The organism is Bradyrhizobium sp. USDA 223, from assembly GCF_044909005.1.
GTDB classification, from domain to species: Bacteria; Pseudomonadota; Alphaproteobacteria; order Rhizobiales; family Xanthobacteraceae; genus Bradyrhizobium; species Bradyrhizobium yuanmingense.
On the sequence record NZ_JBIYDR010000001.1, the window covers coordinates 4831784 to 4851538 of the forward strand.

Sequence of the window (19755 nt, forward strand, 5' to 3'; positions counted from 1 at the left end):
CACCGCATGGCGGCGTACCGGCCGAACAACATGAGGGTTCACGTCGACTTTAAACACTATTTCGAATGGAAGTGCCGCGCAGCTGGCGCAATACGTCGCCGATGGCATTGGACAGAGGGGCAAGAATGCCGGCTTCGTCGGGCGGCTCTGACTCAACACAACGTTGAGGAAGCGGTTCTGTGAGGCGGACTTCTAGTCGCCTTGGCTTCTGCCGCGACGAGTAGAGCAGATCACAATGCCGAGAGTGGACTCGCCAAACGGCCGTCAAAAACACCGTTTGAAAAACCGTTTTAGTCTGGCTCTCTCAAACGGTTTGTCTCGCTAAAGTCTTGATTTATATGGTGGGCGCACCAGGGCTCGAACCTGGGACCCGCTGATTAAGAGTCAGCGGGTCCAAGGGCGATAATCTGATGCGCGTTCCAAAATCTCCTATCACCGCACCAGTTTCGCGCCAGAAACAACGCGAACGAAACACAACGAACGCGAGCGAAGTCAAACAAAACTGCAGCAAAATCAACGAACCTGATCAATAGTCTGCCGCTCATAACGGCCTGGTTGCACGCTCAAGTCCACTGACCGGCCAGTGAAATTCTGCGCCCTCGTGGTGCGCGGGCTCGTTCGCCGCACCAGTTACGCGAATCCCCGAAGCGGCGGACGAATGTCGGACATGTTAGCACCGGGGCATCCTATTCGTACTCCAAAGAAGCCGAATTCCCTCCGCGCGATGGGGAGCGCTTTTCGCCTGCAATCTTATCCGCTCATTTTGCTTCACCAAGACAGAGCGGCGAGGCATTATGCATTTGCGCCCCGGGAGCGTGCAGCCACCCTATTCTTCGACCGAGGTCGCGGCAGCGATCGGCGTCTCTCTGGATACATTCTATCGCACGCGCCGCCTCAGGCACGAGCGCGATGGATTGCCTTCGCCGATCAGCGAGCGAGGACCGCTGAAATGGGAACGCACGGGCTTCGATGCTTGGCTTACCCGACATCATCCTATGCGCCCAAAGACGATTGCGAATGACGCATTCGCGCCGCCTCCGGCATCAAGCGACGACGAACACCGTGAGCGGCTGCGGAGGGCCTACGGCCAGCACGATGCTTGACAGACCGGATTACGCTAGATTCCAATGGGTGCCATCTCTTACTGGTACTGAGGCGCGCAATGGCCGATCCTAAGTTTCCTCATGTGAAGTGGCGTGATGGCCGTCCACGCTCGTCGCACGGCTCTTATGCCAGAGCGCTCGGCTTTGCCGACGCCGACCTGCGCCATCCTCCGTACGATGAAAAAGGCCGTCCGGTTGGCGCCTGGTTCAATCTCCAAGAAGCCTCAGACTTTTCAGACAAACGAAAGTCTGAAATCGAGGCGGCGCGCCGCGCCGGCAAACTGCCGAAGAAAATTACGATCCGGAAGCGTTCTACGATCGAAGATCTTCTGGACGATTGGAGCAAGTCGGTTGAGTTCAAGGCGTTGTCGTCCGCCTCGCAATCTTCCTATCGCAAATGTATCTCCGCCATCTTGTACCGACCGCAATCACGCGAATCCGCGGCGAAGATGCGTGCCGAAATCCGTGCCGCCAAGCTGCTCGGCGTAGCCGAGCCCGTTCGAGAACTCGAGGCGATCGCGACTGCCACTCCGACATCAATCGGGAAGCCGGAGTTCCGAGCCTTTTATAACTATGCGAAATCGGCTCGCGGCCATCACATGGCGCTCTCGATGATAGCGACGCTCTCGGCAGCATTCACTTGGGGGCAGGAAAGCACACTGTGGCGTCTCGGGCCCAATCCGCGAGAAGGCATGGAGTTCGATCATCCAGAGGGACGCATCGTGCAGGTTACGATGCCCGAATTTTCCGCGTGGGTCGCCGCAGCCGATGCGATCGAACGGCCTTCGATCGGCGATAGCTTTCACCTGGCATTGTTCACCGGGCAGCGCCAGACCGATCGTCTAATTATGCGCAATGAGAGCGACGTCGAGGGCCGCCACGCGTTCCGGCAGAGCAAAACTGGCGAGCTTGTCGACATAAAAGAGGCGCCGCAACTCAGCGCACGGCTGAATGCCTCGCGTGCACGAGTAAAGGAGCTAAAGCTTCGGCTTCAACTGGATAGGGTGCCACCCGAGCTGGTGGTCAATGAGGACAATGGCGAGCCTTATGACGAGAGTACCTACCGCCACTGGGTGTCGACCGCCCGAGCTGTCGCTATATTCGGCTTTCTGAAGCGCGACAACGCGCGCCAGGCAATCGTGCGCGCAGAGCGATTGAACGCCGAACTGATTAAGGATGTCGACAAGCTCTTCGCGCCGTTCCCTCTCGAGGAAAGTAAAGCGCGGCGCGCTCGAGCGGTCGATCAGCGCAAGCGCGTATTAGCGGAATGGCTGGATGCGCAGACCGCTCGCGACAGCAATGGCGACGAGACAGCATGGCACGTGAAGCCTTGCCCCACCCTAATGTTCGTCAACGGCGCTGGGGAACTCGACCAAAAGCATGACCAAGACCTACGCGATACTTGCGTCATGCTTCTCGATCGCGCTGGCTGCGACTTGCTGACGATCTGCGACATCACCGGGCATTCATATCGAAGCGCGCAGACTATCGTGAAGCACTACCGCGCCCGCAATGCGGCTCGGGCTGATTCCGGTATCGACAGGCTTGAATTGCAGGTCCGAAAGGAAGGCATGAAGACCTGAACGCAGGCCGGTGGGTCTCATTTGGCCGCGCGTGTCAGCGGCGGATGTTTCGCGCCTAATTATCCGACTCGTCGCACGGCATGCGACGTACGACCATCAAAAGCGTCGCACGAGACCCGGTTTGTTCTGCCGAGGAATTTAAAAAAAGCCCTTGCGGGCCAATCTCTTAAGAGTGGTGGGCGCACCAGGGCTCGAACCTGGGACCCGCTGATTAAGAGTCAGCTGCTCTACCAACTGAGCTATGCGCCCGAAAGGCGGTCAAGGCCTTGCGAGGCCGGTCGTTTAGCAAAGCGATCCGGGTATGGCAAGCGATCGGACGTAAGTTTTCCAAGGTCTCGTCCACAGGAACGGAAATGCGAAAAGCCGCTGGATTCCAGCGGCTTCGCCAGGGTTTACGGCCTGAGAACCGGTCCGTTCAGAGCCGGCCCTCCCGGTCCCGGTCGGGACCGCGGTCACGGTCGAAGCGGTCATGGTGGAAGTGGTCCATGCCCCGTTCCATCATGCGGTCCATGCGCTCCTTGAAGTGGTAGTGGCGCGGGCCGTCCTCGCCGCCGCCGAACGGGCCGCGGTGCCGGGTCAGCACGGCGAGACGCCGCTTCTGGCCCTCGTCGAGGGTCTTGTAGAGCGGATCGGCGGCATCGGCGATCTTCTTCAGGGCGGCGGAGCTGGCGCCCATGTCCTCGGCCCGCTGGCGCAGGCGGGCGATCGGATCCTCGGCCCTGTCGGCATCGCCCGGCCCGGCATTCATCCGCGCATTGGCACGGTCGATGCGCAGCTTGGCGAACTCCCGCACCGCCGCCTCGACCGGCGGCCACAGCTTCTCCTGATCTGCGTTAAGCCTCAAGCCGGCATGGACGGCGGCGATCCGCGCATCGACGAAAGCGGCCCGGTCCTCGGGGTTCATGCGCATGTGGCGGACGTGCTCCATCCACGGGCGATGATATTGGGCGTAGACCGCGCCCGAGCCGGCGATGCTGAGCACGGCGATGGCTGCGATGGTGAATTTCTTCATCCTGACCTCCTCTGGAAAGGTGCCCGTGAGGATGAGCGCGAGGGGGCTGACGCGCAACTTACAACTTGGACAGGAAGGGGTCCTTGCAGAGATGTAACTGCCGTGAATGTCCGTTCAGATGCAAACTGAAACGATCTGCAACAAAAAGGGCTTCCGTGCGCTGCGCGGAAGCCCTTCGTTGGGGTCGCCCCGTCGAGGTCAGTTCGTCGGGCTCTTGGCTTCCTTCAGGAACTCGTCGATCAGCCCCTGGCCGATGCGGCCCGCGGCCTCCTTGTAGACCGGCTCCATCGCCTTGCGCATCGCCTCGTCCTGATCGGCCGTCAGCTTGATGATCTCGCTCTTGCCGCTCTTCTTGATCTCGGCCAGCGCGTCATCGTTCTCCTTCTGCGACTGCGCGTTGCTGAATTCGGTCGCCTCTTTCATCGCCTTCGACAATGGGTCACGGATGTCGGCCGGCAGATCGTCCCAGAACTTCTTGTTCACGATCACGACGTAGCCGATGTAGCCGTGATTGGTCTCGGTGATGTACTTCTGAACCTCGTGCATCTTCTGGGTATAGATGTTCGACCAGGTGTTCTCCTGGCCGTCGACCACGCCGGTCTGGAGTGCCTGGTAGACTTCCGAGAACGCCATCACCTGCGGCAGCGAGCCGAGCGACTTGAACTGGGCCTGGATCACGCGCGAGGATTGGATGCGGAATTTCACGCCCTGATAGTCGGCCGGCGTGATCAGCTTCTTGTTCGCGCTCATCTGCTTGAAGCCGTTGTCCCAATAGGCAAGGCCGGTGATGCCCTTGGCATCCAGCAGCTTCAGCAGTTTGGTGCCGAGCGGCCCTTCCGTCACCTTCCGCAGTGTCTTGATGTCGGGCAGGATGTAGGGCAGGTCGAACACCTCGAACTCGCGGATGCCGAGCGGGCCGAACTTGGAGTTGGACGGCGCCAGCATCTGCACGCTGCCGAGCTGGAGCGCCTCGAGCTCTTCCTTGTCCTTGTAGAGCGTCGAGTTCGGATAGACCTCGACCTTGACTTTGCCGCCGGTGTACTTCTCGGCGAGCTCCTTGAACTTCTCCGCGCCCTTGCCTTTCGGCGTGTCGGTGGCGACAACGTGGCTGAATTTGATGATGATCGGTGATTGGGCCGATGCCGGCCCGCTCAAGCCAAGTGCCAGAACCGCGATGGAGGCGGCGATCGCCAAGGTGCGCATAGTCTCTCCCTGTTGTTCGTTTGAGCCCCCGGCGGCGCCGGGTGACCAATCTTATGCCGGCTACATCAATAGCGGCTCGCCTGCAGGGCCGCTATTGGCTCTTAGCAGGACAGGCATTCATGGTGAATACCGCAAGCACTGCTGCGCTCCCTCTCCCGCTCGCGGGAAAGGGTTGGGGAGAGGGTGTCTCCACAACGGGACAATCCTCGGGAAGAGAGAGCCCTCACCCGGCGCTACGCGCCGACCTCTCCCGCAAGCGGGAGAGGAGTAAGAACTCGCAGCTTCGCTTGTCAGCTCGCCGCCGCCGTCGTCACATTGTCGCGCTGGCGCTTCATGACGATCTTGTTGAGCGCGCCGAGATAGGCCTTGGCCGAAGCCACCAGGGTATCCGGATCCGCCGCGCGCGCCGTCATCGAGCGGCCGTCCTGCGCCAGCCGCACCGACACTTCCGCCTGCGCGTCGGTACCTTCGGTGACTGCGTGCACCTGGTACAGCTCGAGCTTGGCCTCGTGCGGCACCAGGCGCTTGATGCAGTTGAAAACGGCATCGACCGGCCCGTTGCCCTCGGCTTCCTCGATCTTGATCTGGCCGTCGACGTCGAGCTTCATGGTCGCGCGCTGCGGGCCGTGGGTGCCGGCGATCACGGTCAGCGAGGTCAGCTTGATGCGGTCGTGGGAGGCCGCCATCTCCTCGTCGACCAGCGCCTCGATGTCCTCGTCGTAGATGTCCTTCTTGCGGTCGGCCAGCGCCTTCATCCGCGTGAACGCATCTTCCAACTGGTTCGGACCGAGCTTGTAGCCCATCTCCTCCAGCTTGTGCACGAAGGCATGGCGACCGGAATGCTTGCCCAGCACCAGCGAGGACTGCTTCAGGCCGACCATCTCGGGGCGCATGATCTCGTAGGTCGAAGCGTCCTTCAGCACGCCGTCCTGGTGAATGCCGCTCTCATGCGCGAAGGCATTCCGGCCGACGATCGCCTTGTTGTATTGCACCGGGAACGAGGTCGCCGCCGACACCAGCTTCGAGGCGCGGGTGAGCTGGGTGGTGTCGATCTTGTTCCAGTAGGGGAATTTGTCGTTGCGCACGTTGATCGCCATCACGATCTCTTCGAGCGCGGCATTGCCAGCGCGCTCGCCGATGCCGTTGATGGTGCACTCGACCTGGCGCGCGCCGCCGGTGATGCCGGCCAGCGAGTTGGCGACCGCCATGCCGAGATCGTTATGGCAGTGCACGGAGAACACCGCCTTGTCCGAGTTCGGCACGCGCTCGATCAGCGTCCTCATGAAGTGGGTATATTCCTCCGGCACCGTATAACCGACGGTGTCGGGGATGTTCACCGTTGTAGCGCCGGCCTTGATCACGGCCTCGACGATGCGGCACAAAAAGTCCATCTCGCTGCGGGTGCCGTCCTCGGCCGACCATTCGACGTCGTCGATCTGGTTGCGGGCGCGCGCGACCATGGCGACCGAGGTCTCGATCACCTGCTCCGGGGTCTTGTTCAGCTTCACGCGCATGTGCAGCGGCGAGGTCGCGATCACGGTGTGGACACGGCCGCGCTTGGCGAACTTCACGGCCTCGGCGCAGCGGTCGATGTCGGCGGGATGGGCGCGCGACAGACCTGCGATGACGGCGTTCTTGGAGCGGCGGGCGATCTCGCTGACCGCCTGGAAGTCGCCTTCGGAGGTGATCGGAAAGCCCGCCTCGATGACGTCGACGCCCATATCATCCAGCAGTTCGGCGACCTCGAGCTTCTCCTCGAAGGTCATGGTCGCGCCGGGGCACTGCTCGCCGTCGCGCAGCGTGGTGTCGAAAATGATGACGCGGTCCTTCTCGGACTTGTTCACGGTGGCCATTCCTAGATTTCCTTTTGAGCGTTTGCGCCGTTCAGAGCCCGTTTCAGTCCCTTGGCGCTTGAGGTGTCCGTTGATCTCGACCAACCCCTGAGCGCCCAGGCGCATGGCGCCCAGCCGGCCCTCAGGGGCAAGTAAGAAGAAGGCCGCCAATAAGGAGGGTGGGCAGCAGTGCAGCCGGGATCGCGGCGGCGGCCAGAGCCACCTCCCCCGAAATCCCCTCGATTTGGCCGCGAATCAGCATTGCCAGACCCTGCAGAGCCTCAAATCCTCGGTCAAAACCATTGACGGTTGGTTTCCGGGAGGGGCCCGATGTGGCCGTTTCTAGACGAGAAATGGCCGCAACTGCAACGCCAAAAGATGGTCAACATAGGTGACCTAAAAGCGATAGGCCTACGCCGTGCCGGTGCGGCGGGCGCGCGCCCTGTTCTCCCAACGGTTCAGCATTTGGCCGAGCTCGCCAGTGGGCGCAGGGGTGCCGGTCTTCGCGATCTCGTTGGTGTTGGCCGGCGCATTGGCTGAGAGCCAGTCCGGCTCAGCGTACTCGCGCCAGCGGCGTGCCTCCGCGCGCCTTTTTCGGGAGACGTAATCTCGCGTGAAATAGCCAGCCGCAAAGGCAAACGAGAGAAGGATGACCAGGATGACGACTTGCACAATGAGCTCCGGCTTTATCCCCTAGCGCCCTTCAATCCAAACGCACTCGAAGGTGACGAAATTGCGACCCGCGATCACGCCGCGGTTTCAAGTCTGCCCCTCGCAACCTGACGCGGACCGGACTAACCTTCGCCTCGCTCGGCCGGATCAACCGGCGGGCCGAACATGACCGGGAGGACACGATGACACGCCAGGAGGCTCCTGAGCAGGAGCAGCGTGCGCACGATGCTGCGCTTTCACGACGAACGCTGGTCGGGGGGCTGGCGCTCGGCGCCGCGGCCACGTTGGCGGGCCCCGCGCTGGCCCAGACCGGGCCCGCCGCACCGCCGACGACGATCACGACGCCGCCGCGCGATTTCGGCCCGGGCGGCGCGCCGACGACCTATTTCTGGGACCCCGACATCATCGCGGTCGATCCGTCCTTCAACGATCTCGCCCAGCCCAACACCGCGATCAAGCGTCTCTATACCGGGCTGCTCTGGGCCGAAGGCCCGGCGTGGAGTGCGCAGGGCCGCTATCTCTTGTGGAGCGACATTCCCAACAACCGGCAAATGCGCTGGACCGAGGACGACGGCCGCGTCAGCGTGTTCCGCTCGCCCTCCAACAATTCCAACGGCAACTCGTTCGACTTCCAGGGCCGCCAGCTCTCCTGCGAACACCTGACACGGCGGGTGACGCGCTACGAGCATGACGGCACCGCCACCGTGCTCGCCGAGTCCTACCAGGGCAAGAAGCTGAACTCGCCGAACGACATCGCCGCGCATCCCGACGGCAGCTATTGGTTCACTGATCCGCCGTATGGCGGCCAGCTCTACGAAGGCGAGCCCGACGTCGCGGGCGGCCCGAGTAATGCCGGCGGCAAGCTCAATCCGCGGATCGGACAGCCGGCCGGCTTCGTGCCGGGCAAGCGCGAGCTGCCGACCAACTGCTATCGCATCGATCCCTCCGGCCGCATCGACCTCGTCGTCACCGAAGACCAGGTGCCCGATCCGAACGGGCTGTGCTTCTCGCCCGACTACAAGAAGCTCTACATCGCCTCGACCGGCAAGGGACCGGGCGACACCGGCCCCGGCGGCAAGGGCGAGATCTTCGTGTTCGACGTCGGCAGCGACAACAAGCTCTCGAACCTGAAGAAGTTCACCGATTGCGTGATCGATGGCGTGAAGTGCGGACCGGATGGTCTGCGTTGCGACGTCAACGGCAATCTCTGGGCCTCCAGCAATGCCGGACGCGCCGTCGGCTACAGCGGCGTCACGGTGTGGTCGCCGGAGGGCAAGCTGCTCGGCCGCATCCGTCTGCCGGAAGTGTGCGGCAACGTCTGCTTCGGCGGCCCCAAGCGCAACCGCCTGTTCATGGCCGCAAGCCAATCGCTCTACGCCGTGTATACGGCGACACAGGGCGCAGGGCCGGGCTGAGCGAAGAGTGCACCGCTAGCGTAGGGTGGGCAAGGGAAGCGTGCCCACGATCACTCCGATACGGGACGAGATGGTGCCCACCTTACGACCCTGAGAGATTTACGTGAATTGCGAGAGGCGCCGGCGTCGACGCCTTTGCATGAGAAGCAGTCATTCACAAGAACAGCGACGAGGCCTTCGATCCCATGCTGCCGCCGCAGGCATCGCACTAGCAGCGGCAGTATGCTATGCGAGCCAGATTGTGGCCGCAACGATCGGCTCCTCGAGGGAAGAAGGCGATGCGTGTTGTAATCTGTGGCGGCGGCGTCGTCGGAGCTTGCACTGCTTATTTCCTCCGCCGGCATGGTGTCGATGTCATCGTCGTCGAACGGACCGCCGTGGCGGCTGCAGCCTCCGGCAAAGCCGGCGGCTTTCTGGCGCGCGACTGGTGCGCGGGCACGCCCCTCGACGCTTTGGCCAGTCGCAGTTTTAAGCTTCACGCGCAACTGCCTCGGGAGCTTCCTGGGCATTGGGACTACCGGCCGATGAGCGCATACAGCGGCCGGGTCGTTCCCGAAGGTGATCCGCGCCGGAACACGCGCTCTACATTCGACTGGCTCAGCAACGGCATCCACATCGCGCAGCGCATCGGCACGACCGAGACGACCGCCATCGTTCATCCCCAGAAGTTCACATCGGCCATGATGAATGCGGCGATCGCGCAAGGCGCCGAGCTGCGCCATGGCCTCTTCACGGGCATCCTGCGCGAGGCGGGTTGCACGACCGTCAAGGGCATCGGGGTGGGCGATAGCATCATCGAGGCCGACGCCGTGGTGATCGCAATGGGTCCATGGTCCCTGCTCGCCACGAAGTGGATGAGTCTGCCCGCCCTGTATGCGCAACGCAGCCCCAGCATTGTCTACGACACGGGCACACATGTATCCGCAGACGCCCTGTTTCTCGAGATGGAGATTCGCGGCCAAGTCACCCCTATCGAGGTGTTCCCCCGCCCGGACGGCACCACCTATGTGACCGCTTGTCCCGACACAGACACCTTCCCTACGGATCCGGCCCGTGTGGAGCCCGAGCCAAATCTCATGCACAGGCTGCAACAGATCTCAGAGCGACTTTCGCCGCTGTTCCGACCGGAGAAGATCATCGCCAAACAAGCGTGCTACCGCCCCGTGACAGCGGATGGCTCCCCGTTGATTGGCCGCGTGCCGCAGGAAGAAGCGCTCTACGTTGCGACTGGCCATGGGGTCTGGGGTATCCTCAATGCCCCTGCAACCGGCGAAGCACTCGCAGAGTTGATTGTCGAAGGCGCGACGCGCAACGTCGACCTCGCGCCGTTCGATCCGGCCCGCCTTCCGCCACTTGATCTGCCGCGAAGGCAGTGGTCATAAGGACTCGCTCCCTGCGTTGTAAGCGCACGCCCATCGAAATCTGAACGCTTTTGGCTTCGTCAGGTCATAACGGTCCCGCCGGCATCAACGGACCCATCCTGCGATCCTGCCGTTAATCCCGACGCGGCCGGGAGCAGCCAGATGGACGATCGACCAAGACAACCCGACCTGATGCAGGACGACGGCTTCGTGCGAGTCCGGGGCGCGCGCGAGCACAATCTGAGAAACGTCGACGTCCGCATTCCTCGCAACGCCCTCGTCGTGTTCACGGGCGTATCAGGCTCGGGGAAATCCTCGCTCGCCTTCGGGACTATCTACACCGGCCTTCACCCGCGCGACGTCGAGCGCCTGATCGCGCAGCTCGAACGGATCGTTGGCAACAGCGTGATCGTGGTCGAGCATGACATGGACGACGTGGCGCACAGCGACTGGATCATCGATCTCGGGCCCGGTGCCGGTGACGAAGGCGGCAATATCGTCGCATCGGGAACGCCGCATCACCTGGCCAAGGCCGTTGGAAAGACCGCGCGCTATCTGGCGCGGCGCTTGGAGCAGTGATCGCGGGTGTGCGGGGGTCCCTTTCGCAATTGCACTCCCGGCCGCGGAGGACGAAACTCGACTTTCGCGATGTTGACTTTCCGCCGTCCCGCTCCCCATACTTTGTGAACAACAACAAGATCGAACGACGGATTTGAGGGAGGATAGGATGCCGACTTCACGCAGGCAGCTGCTGAAGACATCGGCGGCTGCCGCCGCCGCACTCAGCCTCGATTGGACGCGCGCCCAGGCACAAGCGGAGACTATACGCATCGGCCTGATCTACGACCTCACCGGCCCCTTCGCCGCCGGCGGCTCGGTCGCCTCCTCGATCGGCGCGCAGATCGCCATCGATCTCGTCAACGAGAAAGGCGGTGTCGGCGGCAAATACAAGGTTGCTCCGGTCGCCGCGGATTCGCAGAGCAAGCCGGACGTTGCGATCAACGAGGCCGAACGCCTGATCAGCCAGGAGAAGATTGACATCCTCAACGGCGTCTATGCGAGCTCGCATGCGGTGCCGCTCGCGGCCAAGGTCGAGCAGCAAAAGAAGATCCTCTGGATCACGACCGCGGTCTCGACCGCCGTGTTCAAGGACAAGAATCTGCAACACGTATTTCGCGCGCAGATCCATTCGGATCAATACGGCCAGGCCTTTGCAAGCTTCCTCACCGAGCATGCCAAAGCCAAGCTCGGCATGGACCCGAAGGAGGTCAAGGTCGCGTTGATCCACGAGGACGGCCCCTATGGCGTCGGCGTTGCCTCCGCTGACGAGGCCTATGCGAAAGAGGCCGGCATTCCGGTGGTGCTGCGCGAAGGCTATTCGGCCTCGGCGCCCGATCTCTCGGTGCTGGTGACGAAGATCAAGCGGGCCAAGGCCGACGTGATCTCGCATGCGGGCTACAACCCTGACATCACCCTGTTCCTGCGCCAGGCGCGCGAGAGCGGCCTGCGCTTCAAGATGCTGTTCGGAGCCGGTGCCGGCTACAGCCAGCTCGACAAGCTGCGCGCCACGTTCGGCGCCGACATCGACCATTTCTGCAACATCGACCCGGTGCCGGCGCAGCTGCTCGATCCCGCCAAGCTCGCGCCCGGCATGGGCGATCTGATCAAGACCATGGTCAGTCGCTACCAGGCCAAGACCGGCGCCACCGACGTGCCGCCGCACTGCTCGATGGGCTTCAACCAGACCTGGGTGCTGCTCAACAACGTGCTGCCGGTCGCCAAGGAGAAGTACGGCAGCTTCGAGCCCGAGGCGATCCGGAAAGCGGCGCTCGACGTCGACATCCCCGCGGGCGGCACGATCCAGGGGTATGGCGTGAAATTCTTCCCGCCGGGCACGCCGCTCTCCGGCCAGAACGAACGTTCGACGCCGGTCGTGATGCAGAACGCCGGCGCGCACATCTCCGTGGTGTGGCCGACCAACATCCGCACGCAGGACCCGGTCTTCCCGCTGCCGAAGGGCTCGACTTACGGGGCGTGAGGGGGCGGCGCACTCCCCACCCTCCCCTGGAGGGTAAAGAAGCCCTTACAACACCACCCGCCGCCCCTCCTCCGCCGCCCAATATCCCGCGTAGTTCACCTTGATCGTCTCATACGCCAGCGCGAGGTCCGAAAGCGGCTGGCGCCCGGTCGCAACGCATTCCATGAAGTCCTGGATCTCCTGCAAATAGCCGCGAGTCCATTCCTCCTCGAGGCAGACATATTGCCAGCCGGTTTTGCGGTCGACCTTCTCGGTGATGTAGACGGAAGCGAGCTTCTCCTCGTTGGTCTGATAGCTCATCAGATGATTGTTCGGCGTGATGTTGGCGAACAGGGAGCCGCCGCTCGTATAGGTCTCGATCAGATTGCGCACGCCGCCCATGATCATGTCGCCGGAGAACACCGTCGCCTTGGTGCCGTCCGAGAAAGTGGCGGTGAGCGTGCCCCAGTCCTCGACGTCGAGGGGATTGGCCTTGATGTAGCTGCGCTCCTCCGGCTTGAGCCCGGCGGTGACGTTGCCGACATCGCCGGTGACGCTGTCCACATGGATGCGCTCGCCGCGCGCCTTGGCTTCGACCTGCTTCAGATACAGCACGGCCGAGAGGGGATGGCAGCCCATGCGGATCAGCGAGCCGCCGCCGGTCATCGCCCATTGCGCGGCATGCGCGGCGTGCGAGCCGGAATGGCTCTCCTCGCCCTTCATGAACAGGATCTTGTCCTTGGTCGCCTTGATGATCTCGGCGGTCTTGGTCACGGCCGGCGCGTAGATCCAGTCCTCGGCATACATGAAGAGCTTGTCCGTGCGCTCGATCGCGGCGCGCGTCCTGTCCATCTCCTCGATCACGCGCTCATACATCAGCGCCTTCGGCACGTGCTTGCCGATCGGCTGCTGATCGCCTTCGCGGCCGAAATAGCCGGCGAACGGCTTTTCGCAGATGACGTGCCTGCCGGACTGCATGGCGGCGACGATCATCTCGGCGTGAAGATTGGGCGGGGTGCAAACGTCGACGACGTCGAGATCGCGGTCGGCGATCAGCTCGGCGAAGCTCCGGTAAACACGCGGGATATTGTGATGCCCGGCAAACGCGACAACCTTGTCGCCGCGGGCAGCAACCGCCGCGACCTCGACGTCAACGCCATAGACGCGCCGGAACGCATACATGTGCAGCTCCGACACGAAGCCGCAGCCGACGAGTCCCACCCTGATCCGAGTCATAGCGCCCCCTGTCTTGCTTTGGGCGGCACTATAGCGTGCTCGGGGGCCTAATCCACCGAGACCTGAACGACGCCCGCGCCCATGATGCATGGACCCGGCAGGGGCATCACACTTTGTTACTGCTGGTGGAACACCAGCGTGCGGACCTCGATGCTCTCGCGGGGCGCGGCATCGGCCGGCGTGGTCGGATCGACGAATGCGGTATGCGGCCCGAAACGGGTCCGGCCGTCGGTTGCGGAATCGTAGCACTTCAGCAGCAGCGCCTCATCCGGCGTCATCTCCGGGAAATAGAACCAGCGGTGGTTCGGATTGTACTTCACCGAATAGGTCTCGCCGCGGCGGTTGGGATAGATCAGGTCGGAAGCGACGAGGTCTTCCGGCTTGACCGTGGTTCCGTCGGCCATGGCGAGCGGTGAATCCCGCAAGGGACCGCGGATCGGCCGCCACAGATTGATCACCTGCACGCGCCCCTTCAGCAGCTCTTCGGCTTCATCAGGCAGATGCTCGCGGACGCGGTTGGCGCCGGACGTGATGGTCTGGTCGACATGGACGCGCGTGGCAGGCTGACGCGGGCCGCCGTCGCGGATATCAGGTGCGCCCTCAACACGCTTGCGCACGGTGTGATCGAAGATGACGACGCGGTCGGCCTTCAGCGTCGCGCGCAGAAAGGCCTCCACGGCGGGATAATAGACCGCCCTCACCTCGTCCTCGTTGTAGAAATCCTTCACCTGCGTCGGGTGACGCACCAACGCAAAGCCCTCTCGATCCAGCGAGAAGTTCTGCGCGATCAGCCGCGCATCGAAGATCGGCACCTTGTGCGGCTCCGGCAGCGAAGTGCTCTTGGGCTCACCCGCCGGCGGATCGAACGCGTAGGTACGCGGCTTGCCTTCGATCGGTGCGAGATAGTTGAGTTCGGCAGTGACGAAGGGAAGCGATTCGATTTTTGTTTCTTGCAGGCCCATGGCCGGTCTCCCGATGTGGTCGTCGGATTGATCTTTGCGGGAGTGCGCCATGCCGCAAGAGCTGCGGTGCAAATAGCAATGAGGGTGTTGTCGGGCGGTGAGAATGCAGAAGGAATATTTCGAAGAAGGCGATTGCGCTAGAACGTGCTCGTCGCGCTTCACGAATGCTTGAGTGACTCGTGAGCTCTCACACCCACGGTCGTCATTCCGGGGCGCCCGAAGGGCGAGCCCGGAATCCATCGAGCCGCAATGTCTGTCGATGAATGGATTCCGGGCTCGCGACTTCGTCGCGCCCCGGAATGACGACGGAGCATTACATTTTCGCCTTCGATTGCGTCCGTGAATGAACGGCCCACGATCTCCGCTGCGTCCAGCTTCTGCTTGATCAGTCCCAGCGGAAATACAGATCGATCGTAGCCTGCGCGTCGGCGCCCACGCCATCATCGATCGGTCGGCCAGTTCGTTGACCGCCGCCGCCGACCGCAGCTTCGCAGCCGCGGGATCGAACTAGGCGGAGGCGGCGGGATGCGCAGGCTTCACCTCAAGCCCGCCATTGCATCTCGCCGCGATCCTGCTCATGCATGTTGCATGCATGAGCCTGATCGTGTGGCTGCCATCTAGCCGCGCGGTGCTCACCAATAGGCGCGGTAGTAGGGACGGGGATAAACACCGAACGGGCGGTGATAAACCCGGTACGGCCGGTAATAGCCATAGCTGTAATACGGACGGTACGGCCGATAATATCGCGGATAGACCGGTGCGTAGCCGTAGCCGCCGTAATAGGCGGGGGCGTAACCATAGCCGTAGCCCGGATATCCATAGCCGTAGCCACCGTAATAGGGTCTGCCATAGTAACCGTAAGGCGCGCTGCTGGCGATGGCGCCGCCGATGAGCGCGCCGGCTGCGAGACCACCGAGGGCAAAGCCCCAGCCACCGCCGCGCCAATGCACCGGTGTGACATTATCACCGGCCGCAGCCTTCATCGTCGCAACGTTGGTCGGCATCGGGGCCGCCGTGGCCTGCCCGATCTGGGCCACCATGACCACGCCGACCAATGAACAGGCAATCGCCGTCTTCCAGATCCTCATCGTCCTACTCCCTGTCTGACCTTTCGCTTGGAAAAAGGATCGCAGCGTCATGATCGGACATCCTTGCGCCAAGTCAAAGCATTGAATTTCAAAGCCTGGAGTTTGCGTGCACCGCACAAGACGCTTGCCTCCGTTCTGATCAACCGGTGCCCGGCGACGTCGCCGCCTGTGACAGCCGCGCGACGGTGGCTGAGGCCCGATCACCCGGCAAGGCATTAAGCTTCCCGTGCATTCGCAACCAACAACCACCTTCACGATTTACTATTCGTGCCATTACTATCGGTTCCAATGTGCGCGGCCGGGAGGCTTCTCGCGAGCGCCAGAGTTGTGGGAGGATCACATGAGTGCCGCGAGACCCGAGCCGCTTGCCCGTCAGGCGCTGGCCTTTGTCCTGGCCGGAGGACGCGGCAGCCGCCTGCTGGAGCTGACCGACCGCCGCGCCAAGCCGGCGGTCTATTTCGGCGGCAAATCCCGCATCATCGATTTCGCGCTGTCGAACGCGGTGAACTCCGGCATCCGCCGTATCGCGGTGGCGACCCAATACAAGGCGCACAGCCTGATCCGGCACCTTCAGATGGGCTGGAACTTCTTCCGCCCCGAACGCAACGAGAGTTTTGACATCCTCCCCGCCAGCCAGCGCGTCTCCGAGAGCATGTGGTATGTCGGCACGGCGGACGCGGTGTACCAGAACATCGACATCATCGAATCCCACGCCTGCCGCTTCATCGTCGTGCTGGCCGGAGACCACATCTACAAAATGGACTACGAGGTGATGCTGCGCCAGCACGTCGAGAGCGGCGCCGACGTCACCGTCGGCTGCCTCGAGATGCCGCGGACCGAATCCTCCGGTTTCGGCATCATGCATGTCGACGAGAACGGCTGGATTCAGGAGTTCCTGGAGAAGCCGAAAGATCCGCCGCCGGTGCCGGGCAAGCCGGACGTCTCGCTCGCCAGCATGGGCATTTACGTGTTCGACGCGAGATTCCTGTTCGATCAGCTCAAGCGCGATGCCGAGGACCCGAACTCGAACCACGATTTCGGCAAGGACATCATTCCCTACCTCGTCAAGAACGGCCGCGCGATGGCGCACCAATACTCGACCTCCTGCGTTCGCTTCGGCACCGACACCCCCGCCTATTGGCGCGACGTCGGCACGGTCGACGCCTATTGGGCCGCCAATATCGACCTCACCGACGTGGTGCCCGAGCTCGACCTGTTCGACCGCGCCTGGCCGATCTGGTCCTATGCCGAGATCACGCCGCCGGCGAAATTCGTCCATGACGAGGAGAGCCGGCGCGGCCAGGCGGTGAGTTCGCTGGTCTCCGGCGGCTGCATCATCTCCGGCGCCTCGCTGCGCCGCTCGCTGCTGTTCACCGGCGTGCGCATCAACTCCTACGCCAATGTCGAGAACGCGGTGATCATGCCCTACGTGAATGTCGGCCGCGGCGCCCGCTTGAGGAACGTCGTGATCGACCGCGGCGTCGAGATCCCGGAAGGGCTCGTCGTCGGCGAGGATCCCGAGTTCGACGGAAAGCGCTTCCGCACCACCGAGCAGGGCATCTCGCTGATCACCCAGCCGATGATCGACAGGCTCAATACATGATGCCTGTTCGCGTCCTCGCGGTCGCCTCTGAAGTCTATCCCCTCATCAAGACCGGCGGCCTCGCAGATGTTGCGGGCGCGCTGCCGGTTGCGCTGAAGGCGCATGGCGTCGAGATGCGCACCTTGCTGCCGGGCTATCCCGACGTGATGCGCCTTTTGTCCGGCACAGAGGAACTGCGGCGCTGGCCGGATTATTTCGGAGGCCCCGGCCGGCTGCTGGCGGGCTCGCATGCCGGGCTCGATCTGTTCGTGCTGGACGTGCCGCATCTCTATGCGCGGCCGGGCAACCCCTATGTCACCACCGATGGCATCGACTGGGCGGACAACGGCGTGCGCTTCGCCGCGCTGTCGCGCGTGGCGGCCGATATCGGCCACGGCCTCGCGCCGGCCTTCGTGCCCGATGTCGTGCACGCCCACGATTGGCAGGCGGGGCTCGCGCCGGCCTATCTGCACTACGACAATCGTCCGCGGCCCGGCACCGTGATGACCATTCACAACATGGCCTACCAGGGCAAGTTCGCCCCTGAGCTGATCGGATCGATCGGCCTGCCCTGGCATGCCTTCAACGTCAGCGAACTGGAATATTTCGGCGGCATCAGCTTCTTGAAGGCCGGCTTGCGCCTTGCCGATCGCATCACCACGGTATCGCCGACCTACGCGAAGGAAATCCAGAGCGACGAAGGCGGCATGGGCCTCGGCGGCCTGCTTCGTGAACGATCGAGCGTGCTGAGCGGCATCCTCAACGGCATCGACACCGAGGTCTGGAATCCGCAAACCGATCCGCACATCGCCTACCGCTTCGGCGCGGAAGACCTGACCTTCCGGGCCGCGAACAAGGCGGTGCTGCAGCAGCAGTTCAATCTCGATTCCTCGGACGAAGCGCCACTGCTCGGCGTCATCAGCCGGCTGTCGTGGCAGAAGGGGCTCGATCTCCTGATGGAAGCCATCCCAACCATCCTGCGCGAAGGCATGCAGCTCGCGCTGCTCGGCAGCGGCGACCGCGATCTGCAGGATGGCTACCAGGCCGCGGCCCGCTCCAATCCGGGCCGGATCGGCGTCGTGATCGGCTATGACGAAATCCTGGCGCACCTGATCCAGGCCGGCTCGGACGCGCTGATCGTGCCGTCGCGCTTCGAGCCGTGCGGCCTGACCCAGCTCTGCGCGCTGCGCTATGGCGCGGTGCCGATCGTCTCGCGCGTCGGCGGCCTCGAAGACACCATCGTCGATATCGGCGAGGCCGACGCGTCCGGCCACGATGCCACCGGCTTCAAGTTCGCCCCCGTGACGGCGGATGCCCTCGCCGGCACGCTGCGCAAGGCCAACACCGCCTTCCACGACAAGCTGACCTGGCGCCGCTTGCAACGCAGCGGCCTTGCGACCGACGTCTCCTGGCGCAACCGCGCCGGCGACTATGCCGCGCTGTACCGCGGGCTGATGACGGCCCGCGCGTGAGGCAGAGCCGAATCCATGCTATAGAGCCGGACATGGACCCCTTCGCGATCAAGCTGCTCGGCTTTGCCGCCGCCACCTGCACCACCGTCGCCTACGCGCCGCAGTTCATCAAGGTCTGGAAGACCCGCTCGGCGCGCGACATTTCCCTCGGCATGTTTCTGGTCATGATGCTGGGCCTCACGCTCTGGCTCATCTACGGCCTGCTTTCAGGCGATGCCCCTCTGGTCGCGGCGAACGCCGTCACCATGGTTCTTGCCGGCGGCATTCTGGTAATGAAGCTGAGATATGGGTGAGGCTTTTCTTCGCCTCTCCCCGCTTGTGGGACGACGGAGAAGAGATCATTACCCAAACACATACGAGGCCATCGCCACATGCGCGACCTCGTCGACGAAGACGCGCCGTCCGACGTCGCTTCCCGCAGCACCGGCCGCCACCATCAGCGGCAGCAGATGATCCTCGCGCGGATGCGCAAGGCGGGCGCTCGGCGCATTCTCCCAATCGACCAGCATGGCATTGCGGCGCGCCGCATCGGGGTTGCTGATTGCCTCGTTCAGGTAGGCCTCGAAATCATACGAGACGGGCTTGGACTCCGGACGGTTGAAGCCGCGCATGTTGTGATAGGTCAGGCCGCTGCCGACGATCAGGATGCCTTCGTCGCGCAAGGATGCGATCGCCTGCCCCACCTTGACGTGCTCGGCCGCGTCATAGCTGGACTTCAGCGACAGCAGCACGATCGGCATGTCGGCATTCGGATACATCAGCCCGAGCGGAACGAACGTGCCGTGATCGAAACCCTGGTCGGGATCTTCGCGGCAATCGAGGCCGGCATGCGCGAGCAGCGCCTTCACTTGCGCGGCAAGCTCGGGCTTGCCCGGCGCCGGATATTTGAGCTGGTAGGTATGCTCGGGGAAACCGTAATAGTCGTACACCATCGGTGGATGCGGCGAGGTCGAGACCGTGAAGGCGTCGGCTTCCCAATGCCCGGTGATGACCAGCACCGCCTTCGGCCTCTCGGGCAGAAGCTGCGGCAGGTTCGCGAACGCCTCGGCAGTCCTGGCGTATTGCACCCGCCTGTCCTCCATGAAGGGCCAGGGGCCGCCGCCATGCGACAGGAACAGGGTCGGAAATCGCGTCATCGGCTCGTCTCATTGACAACGGGCGCGTGCGGGCAGTCCGCACGTTCGGCGGTGAGCATAGGCAAAGCAGCATGGTTAGCA

Annotated in this window: 16 protein-coding genes and 1 tRNA gene; 8 read left to right on the plus strand and 9 right to left on the minus strand. The window is 63.1% G+C overall.

The genetic code is table 11. The features are described 5' to 3' along the window. The first annotated feature begins 1162 nt into the window (after nt 1-1162). Complete coding sequence (locus ABIA40_RS22500) at nt 1163-2686, plus strand: hypothetical protein (RefSeq protein WP_404543297.1); 1524 nt, start codon at nt 1163-1165, stop codon at nt 2684-2686. Between the two features lie 173 nt (nt 2687-2859). Here the strand turns inward: ABIA40_RS22500 and ABIA40_RS22505 are convergent. The 5 genes from ABIA40_RS22505 to ABIA40_RS22525 all read right to left on the minus strand — a co-directional run bounded on the left by ABIA40_RS22505 (nt 2860) and on the right by ABIA40_RS22525 (nt 7408). After that, nucleotides 2860-2935: transfer RNA gene (locus ABIA40_RS22505), tRNA-Lys, on the minus strand. A gap of 166 nt (nt 2936-3101) precedes the next feature. Then, the gene (locus ABIA40_RS22510; protein WP_157284152.1) at nt 3102-3698 is read right to left on the minus strand and encodes a Spy/CpxP family protein refolding chaperone; all 597 of its coding nucleotides are present in this window, start codon (nt 3696-3698) and stop codon (nt 3102-3104) included. A 198-nt stretch (nt 3699-3896) separates the two neighbouring features. Then, the gene (locus ABIA40_RS22515; protein ID WP_271543753.1) at nt 3897-4901 is read right to left on the minus strand and encodes a TRAP transporter substrate-binding protein; all 1005 of its coding nucleotides are present in this window, start codon (nt 4899-4901) and stop codon (nt 3897-3899) included. 290 nt (nt 4902-5191) lie between these two features. Further along, on the minus strand, nt 5192-6754 hold the full coding sequence (locus ABIA40_RS22520) for a 2-isopropylmalate synthase (RefSeq protein ID WP_036037552.1): 1563 nt from the start codon (nt 6752-6754) through the stop codon (nt 5192-5194). 390 nt (nt 6755-7144) lie between these two features. Beyond that, entirely contained in the window at nt 7145-7408 is a 264-nt protein-coding gene (locus tag ABIA40_RS22525) for a hypothetical protein (protein WP_271544286.1), read from the minus strand. 179 nt (nt 7409-7587) lie between these two features. On the opposite strand from ABIA40_RS22525, the gene ABIA40_RS22530 reads away from it, so the two are divergent. The 4 genes from ABIA40_RS22530 to ABIA40_RS22545 all read left to right on the plus strand — a co-directional run bounded on the left by ABIA40_RS22530 (nt 7588) and on the right by ABIA40_RS22545 (nt 12219). Next, on the plus strand, nt 7588-8820 hold the full coding sequence (locus ABIA40_RS22530) for an SMP-30/gluconolactonase/LRE family protein (protein WP_036006753.1): 1233 nt from the start codon (nt 7588-7590) through the stop codon (nt 8818-8820). 278 nt (nt 8821-9098) lie between these two features. Next, nucleotides 9099-10202: an NAD(P)/FAD-dependent oxidoreductase gene (locus tag ABIA40_RS22535; protein ID WP_404543298.1), complete on the plus strand. Its 1104-nt coding sequence runs from the start codon at nt 9099-9101 to the stop codon at nt 10200-10202. A gap of 141 nt (nt 10203-10343) precedes the next feature. Then, entirely contained in the window at nt 10344-10760 is a 417-nt protein-coding gene (locus ABIA40_RS22540; protein WP_404543299.1) for a hypothetical protein, read from the plus strand. Nucleotides 10761-10908: 148 nt separating this feature from the next. Continuing rightward, nucleotides 10909-12219 (plus strand): ABC transporter substrate-binding protein, encoded by a 1311-nt coding sequence (locus ABIA40_RS22545; protein WP_157284164.1) that lies wholly within the window; start codon nt 10909-10911, stop codon nt 12217-12219. 45 nt (nt 12220-12264) lie between these two features. Here the strand turns inward: ABIA40_RS22545 and ABIA40_RS22550 are convergent, their stop codons facing one another. The 3 genes from ABIA40_RS22550 to ABIA40_RS22560 form a co-directional block, all read right to left on the minus strand. Then, nucleotides 12265-13434 (minus strand): Gfo/Idh/MocA family protein, encoded by a 1170-nt coding sequence (locus ABIA40_RS22550; protein WP_404543300.1) that lies wholly within the window; start codon nt 13432-13434, stop codon nt 12265-12267. A 116-nt stretch (nt 13435-13550) separates the two neighbouring features. Continuing rightward, a complete protein-coding gene (locus ABIA40_RS22555) occupies nt 13551-14396 on the minus strand; it encodes a CmcJ/NvfI family oxidoreductase (RefSeq protein WP_157284689.1) in 846 nt (281 codons plus the stop codon). Nucleotides 14397-15028: 632 nt separating this feature from the next. Beyond that, nucleotides 15029-15484 (minus strand): hypothetical protein, encoded by a 456-nt coding sequence (locus tag ABIA40_RS22560; protein ID WP_271543741.1) that lies wholly within the window; start codon nt 15482-15484, stop codon nt 15029-15031. Nucleotides 15485-15824: 340 nt separating this feature from the next. Between ABIA40_RS22560 and glgC the strand changes: the two genes are divergently transcribed. The 3 genes from glgC to ABIA40_RS22575 are packed head-to-tail and all read left to right on the plus strand — an operon-like array spanning nt 15825 to nt 18831. Further along, the gene (glgC, locus tag ABIA40_RS22565; protein WP_404543301.1) at nt 15825-17087 is read left to right on the plus strand and encodes a glucose-1-phosphate adenylyltransferase; all 1263 of its coding nucleotides are present in this window, start codon (nt 15825-15827) and stop codon (nt 17085-17087) included. After that, nucleotides 17084-18538: a glycogen synthase GlgA gene (gene glgA / locus ABIA40_RS22570; RefSeq protein ID WP_271543738.1), complete on the plus strand. Its 1455-nt coding sequence runs from the start codon at nt 17084-17086 to the stop codon at nt 18536-18538. The genes glgC and glgA overlap by 4 nt, the downstream gene beginning before the upstream one ends. A 32-nt stretch (nt 18539-18570) precedes the next feature. Further along, nucleotides 18571-18831: a SemiSWEET transporter gene (locus ABIA40_RS22575; protein ID WP_036006700.1), complete on the plus strand. Its 261-nt coding sequence runs from the start codon at nt 18571-18573 to the stop codon at nt 18829-18831. 48 nt (nt 18832-18879) lie between these two features. Here the strand turns inward: ABIA40_RS22575 and ABIA40_RS22580 are convergent, their stop codons facing one another. Further along, the gene (locus tag ABIA40_RS22580) at nt 18880-19674 is read right to left on the minus strand and encodes a DODA-type extradiol aromatic ring-opening family dioxygenase (RefSeq protein WP_404543302.1); all 795 of its coding nucleotides are present in this window, start codon (nt 19672-19674) and stop codon (nt 18880-18882) included. Nucleotides 19675-19755 lie beyond the last annotated feature (81 nt).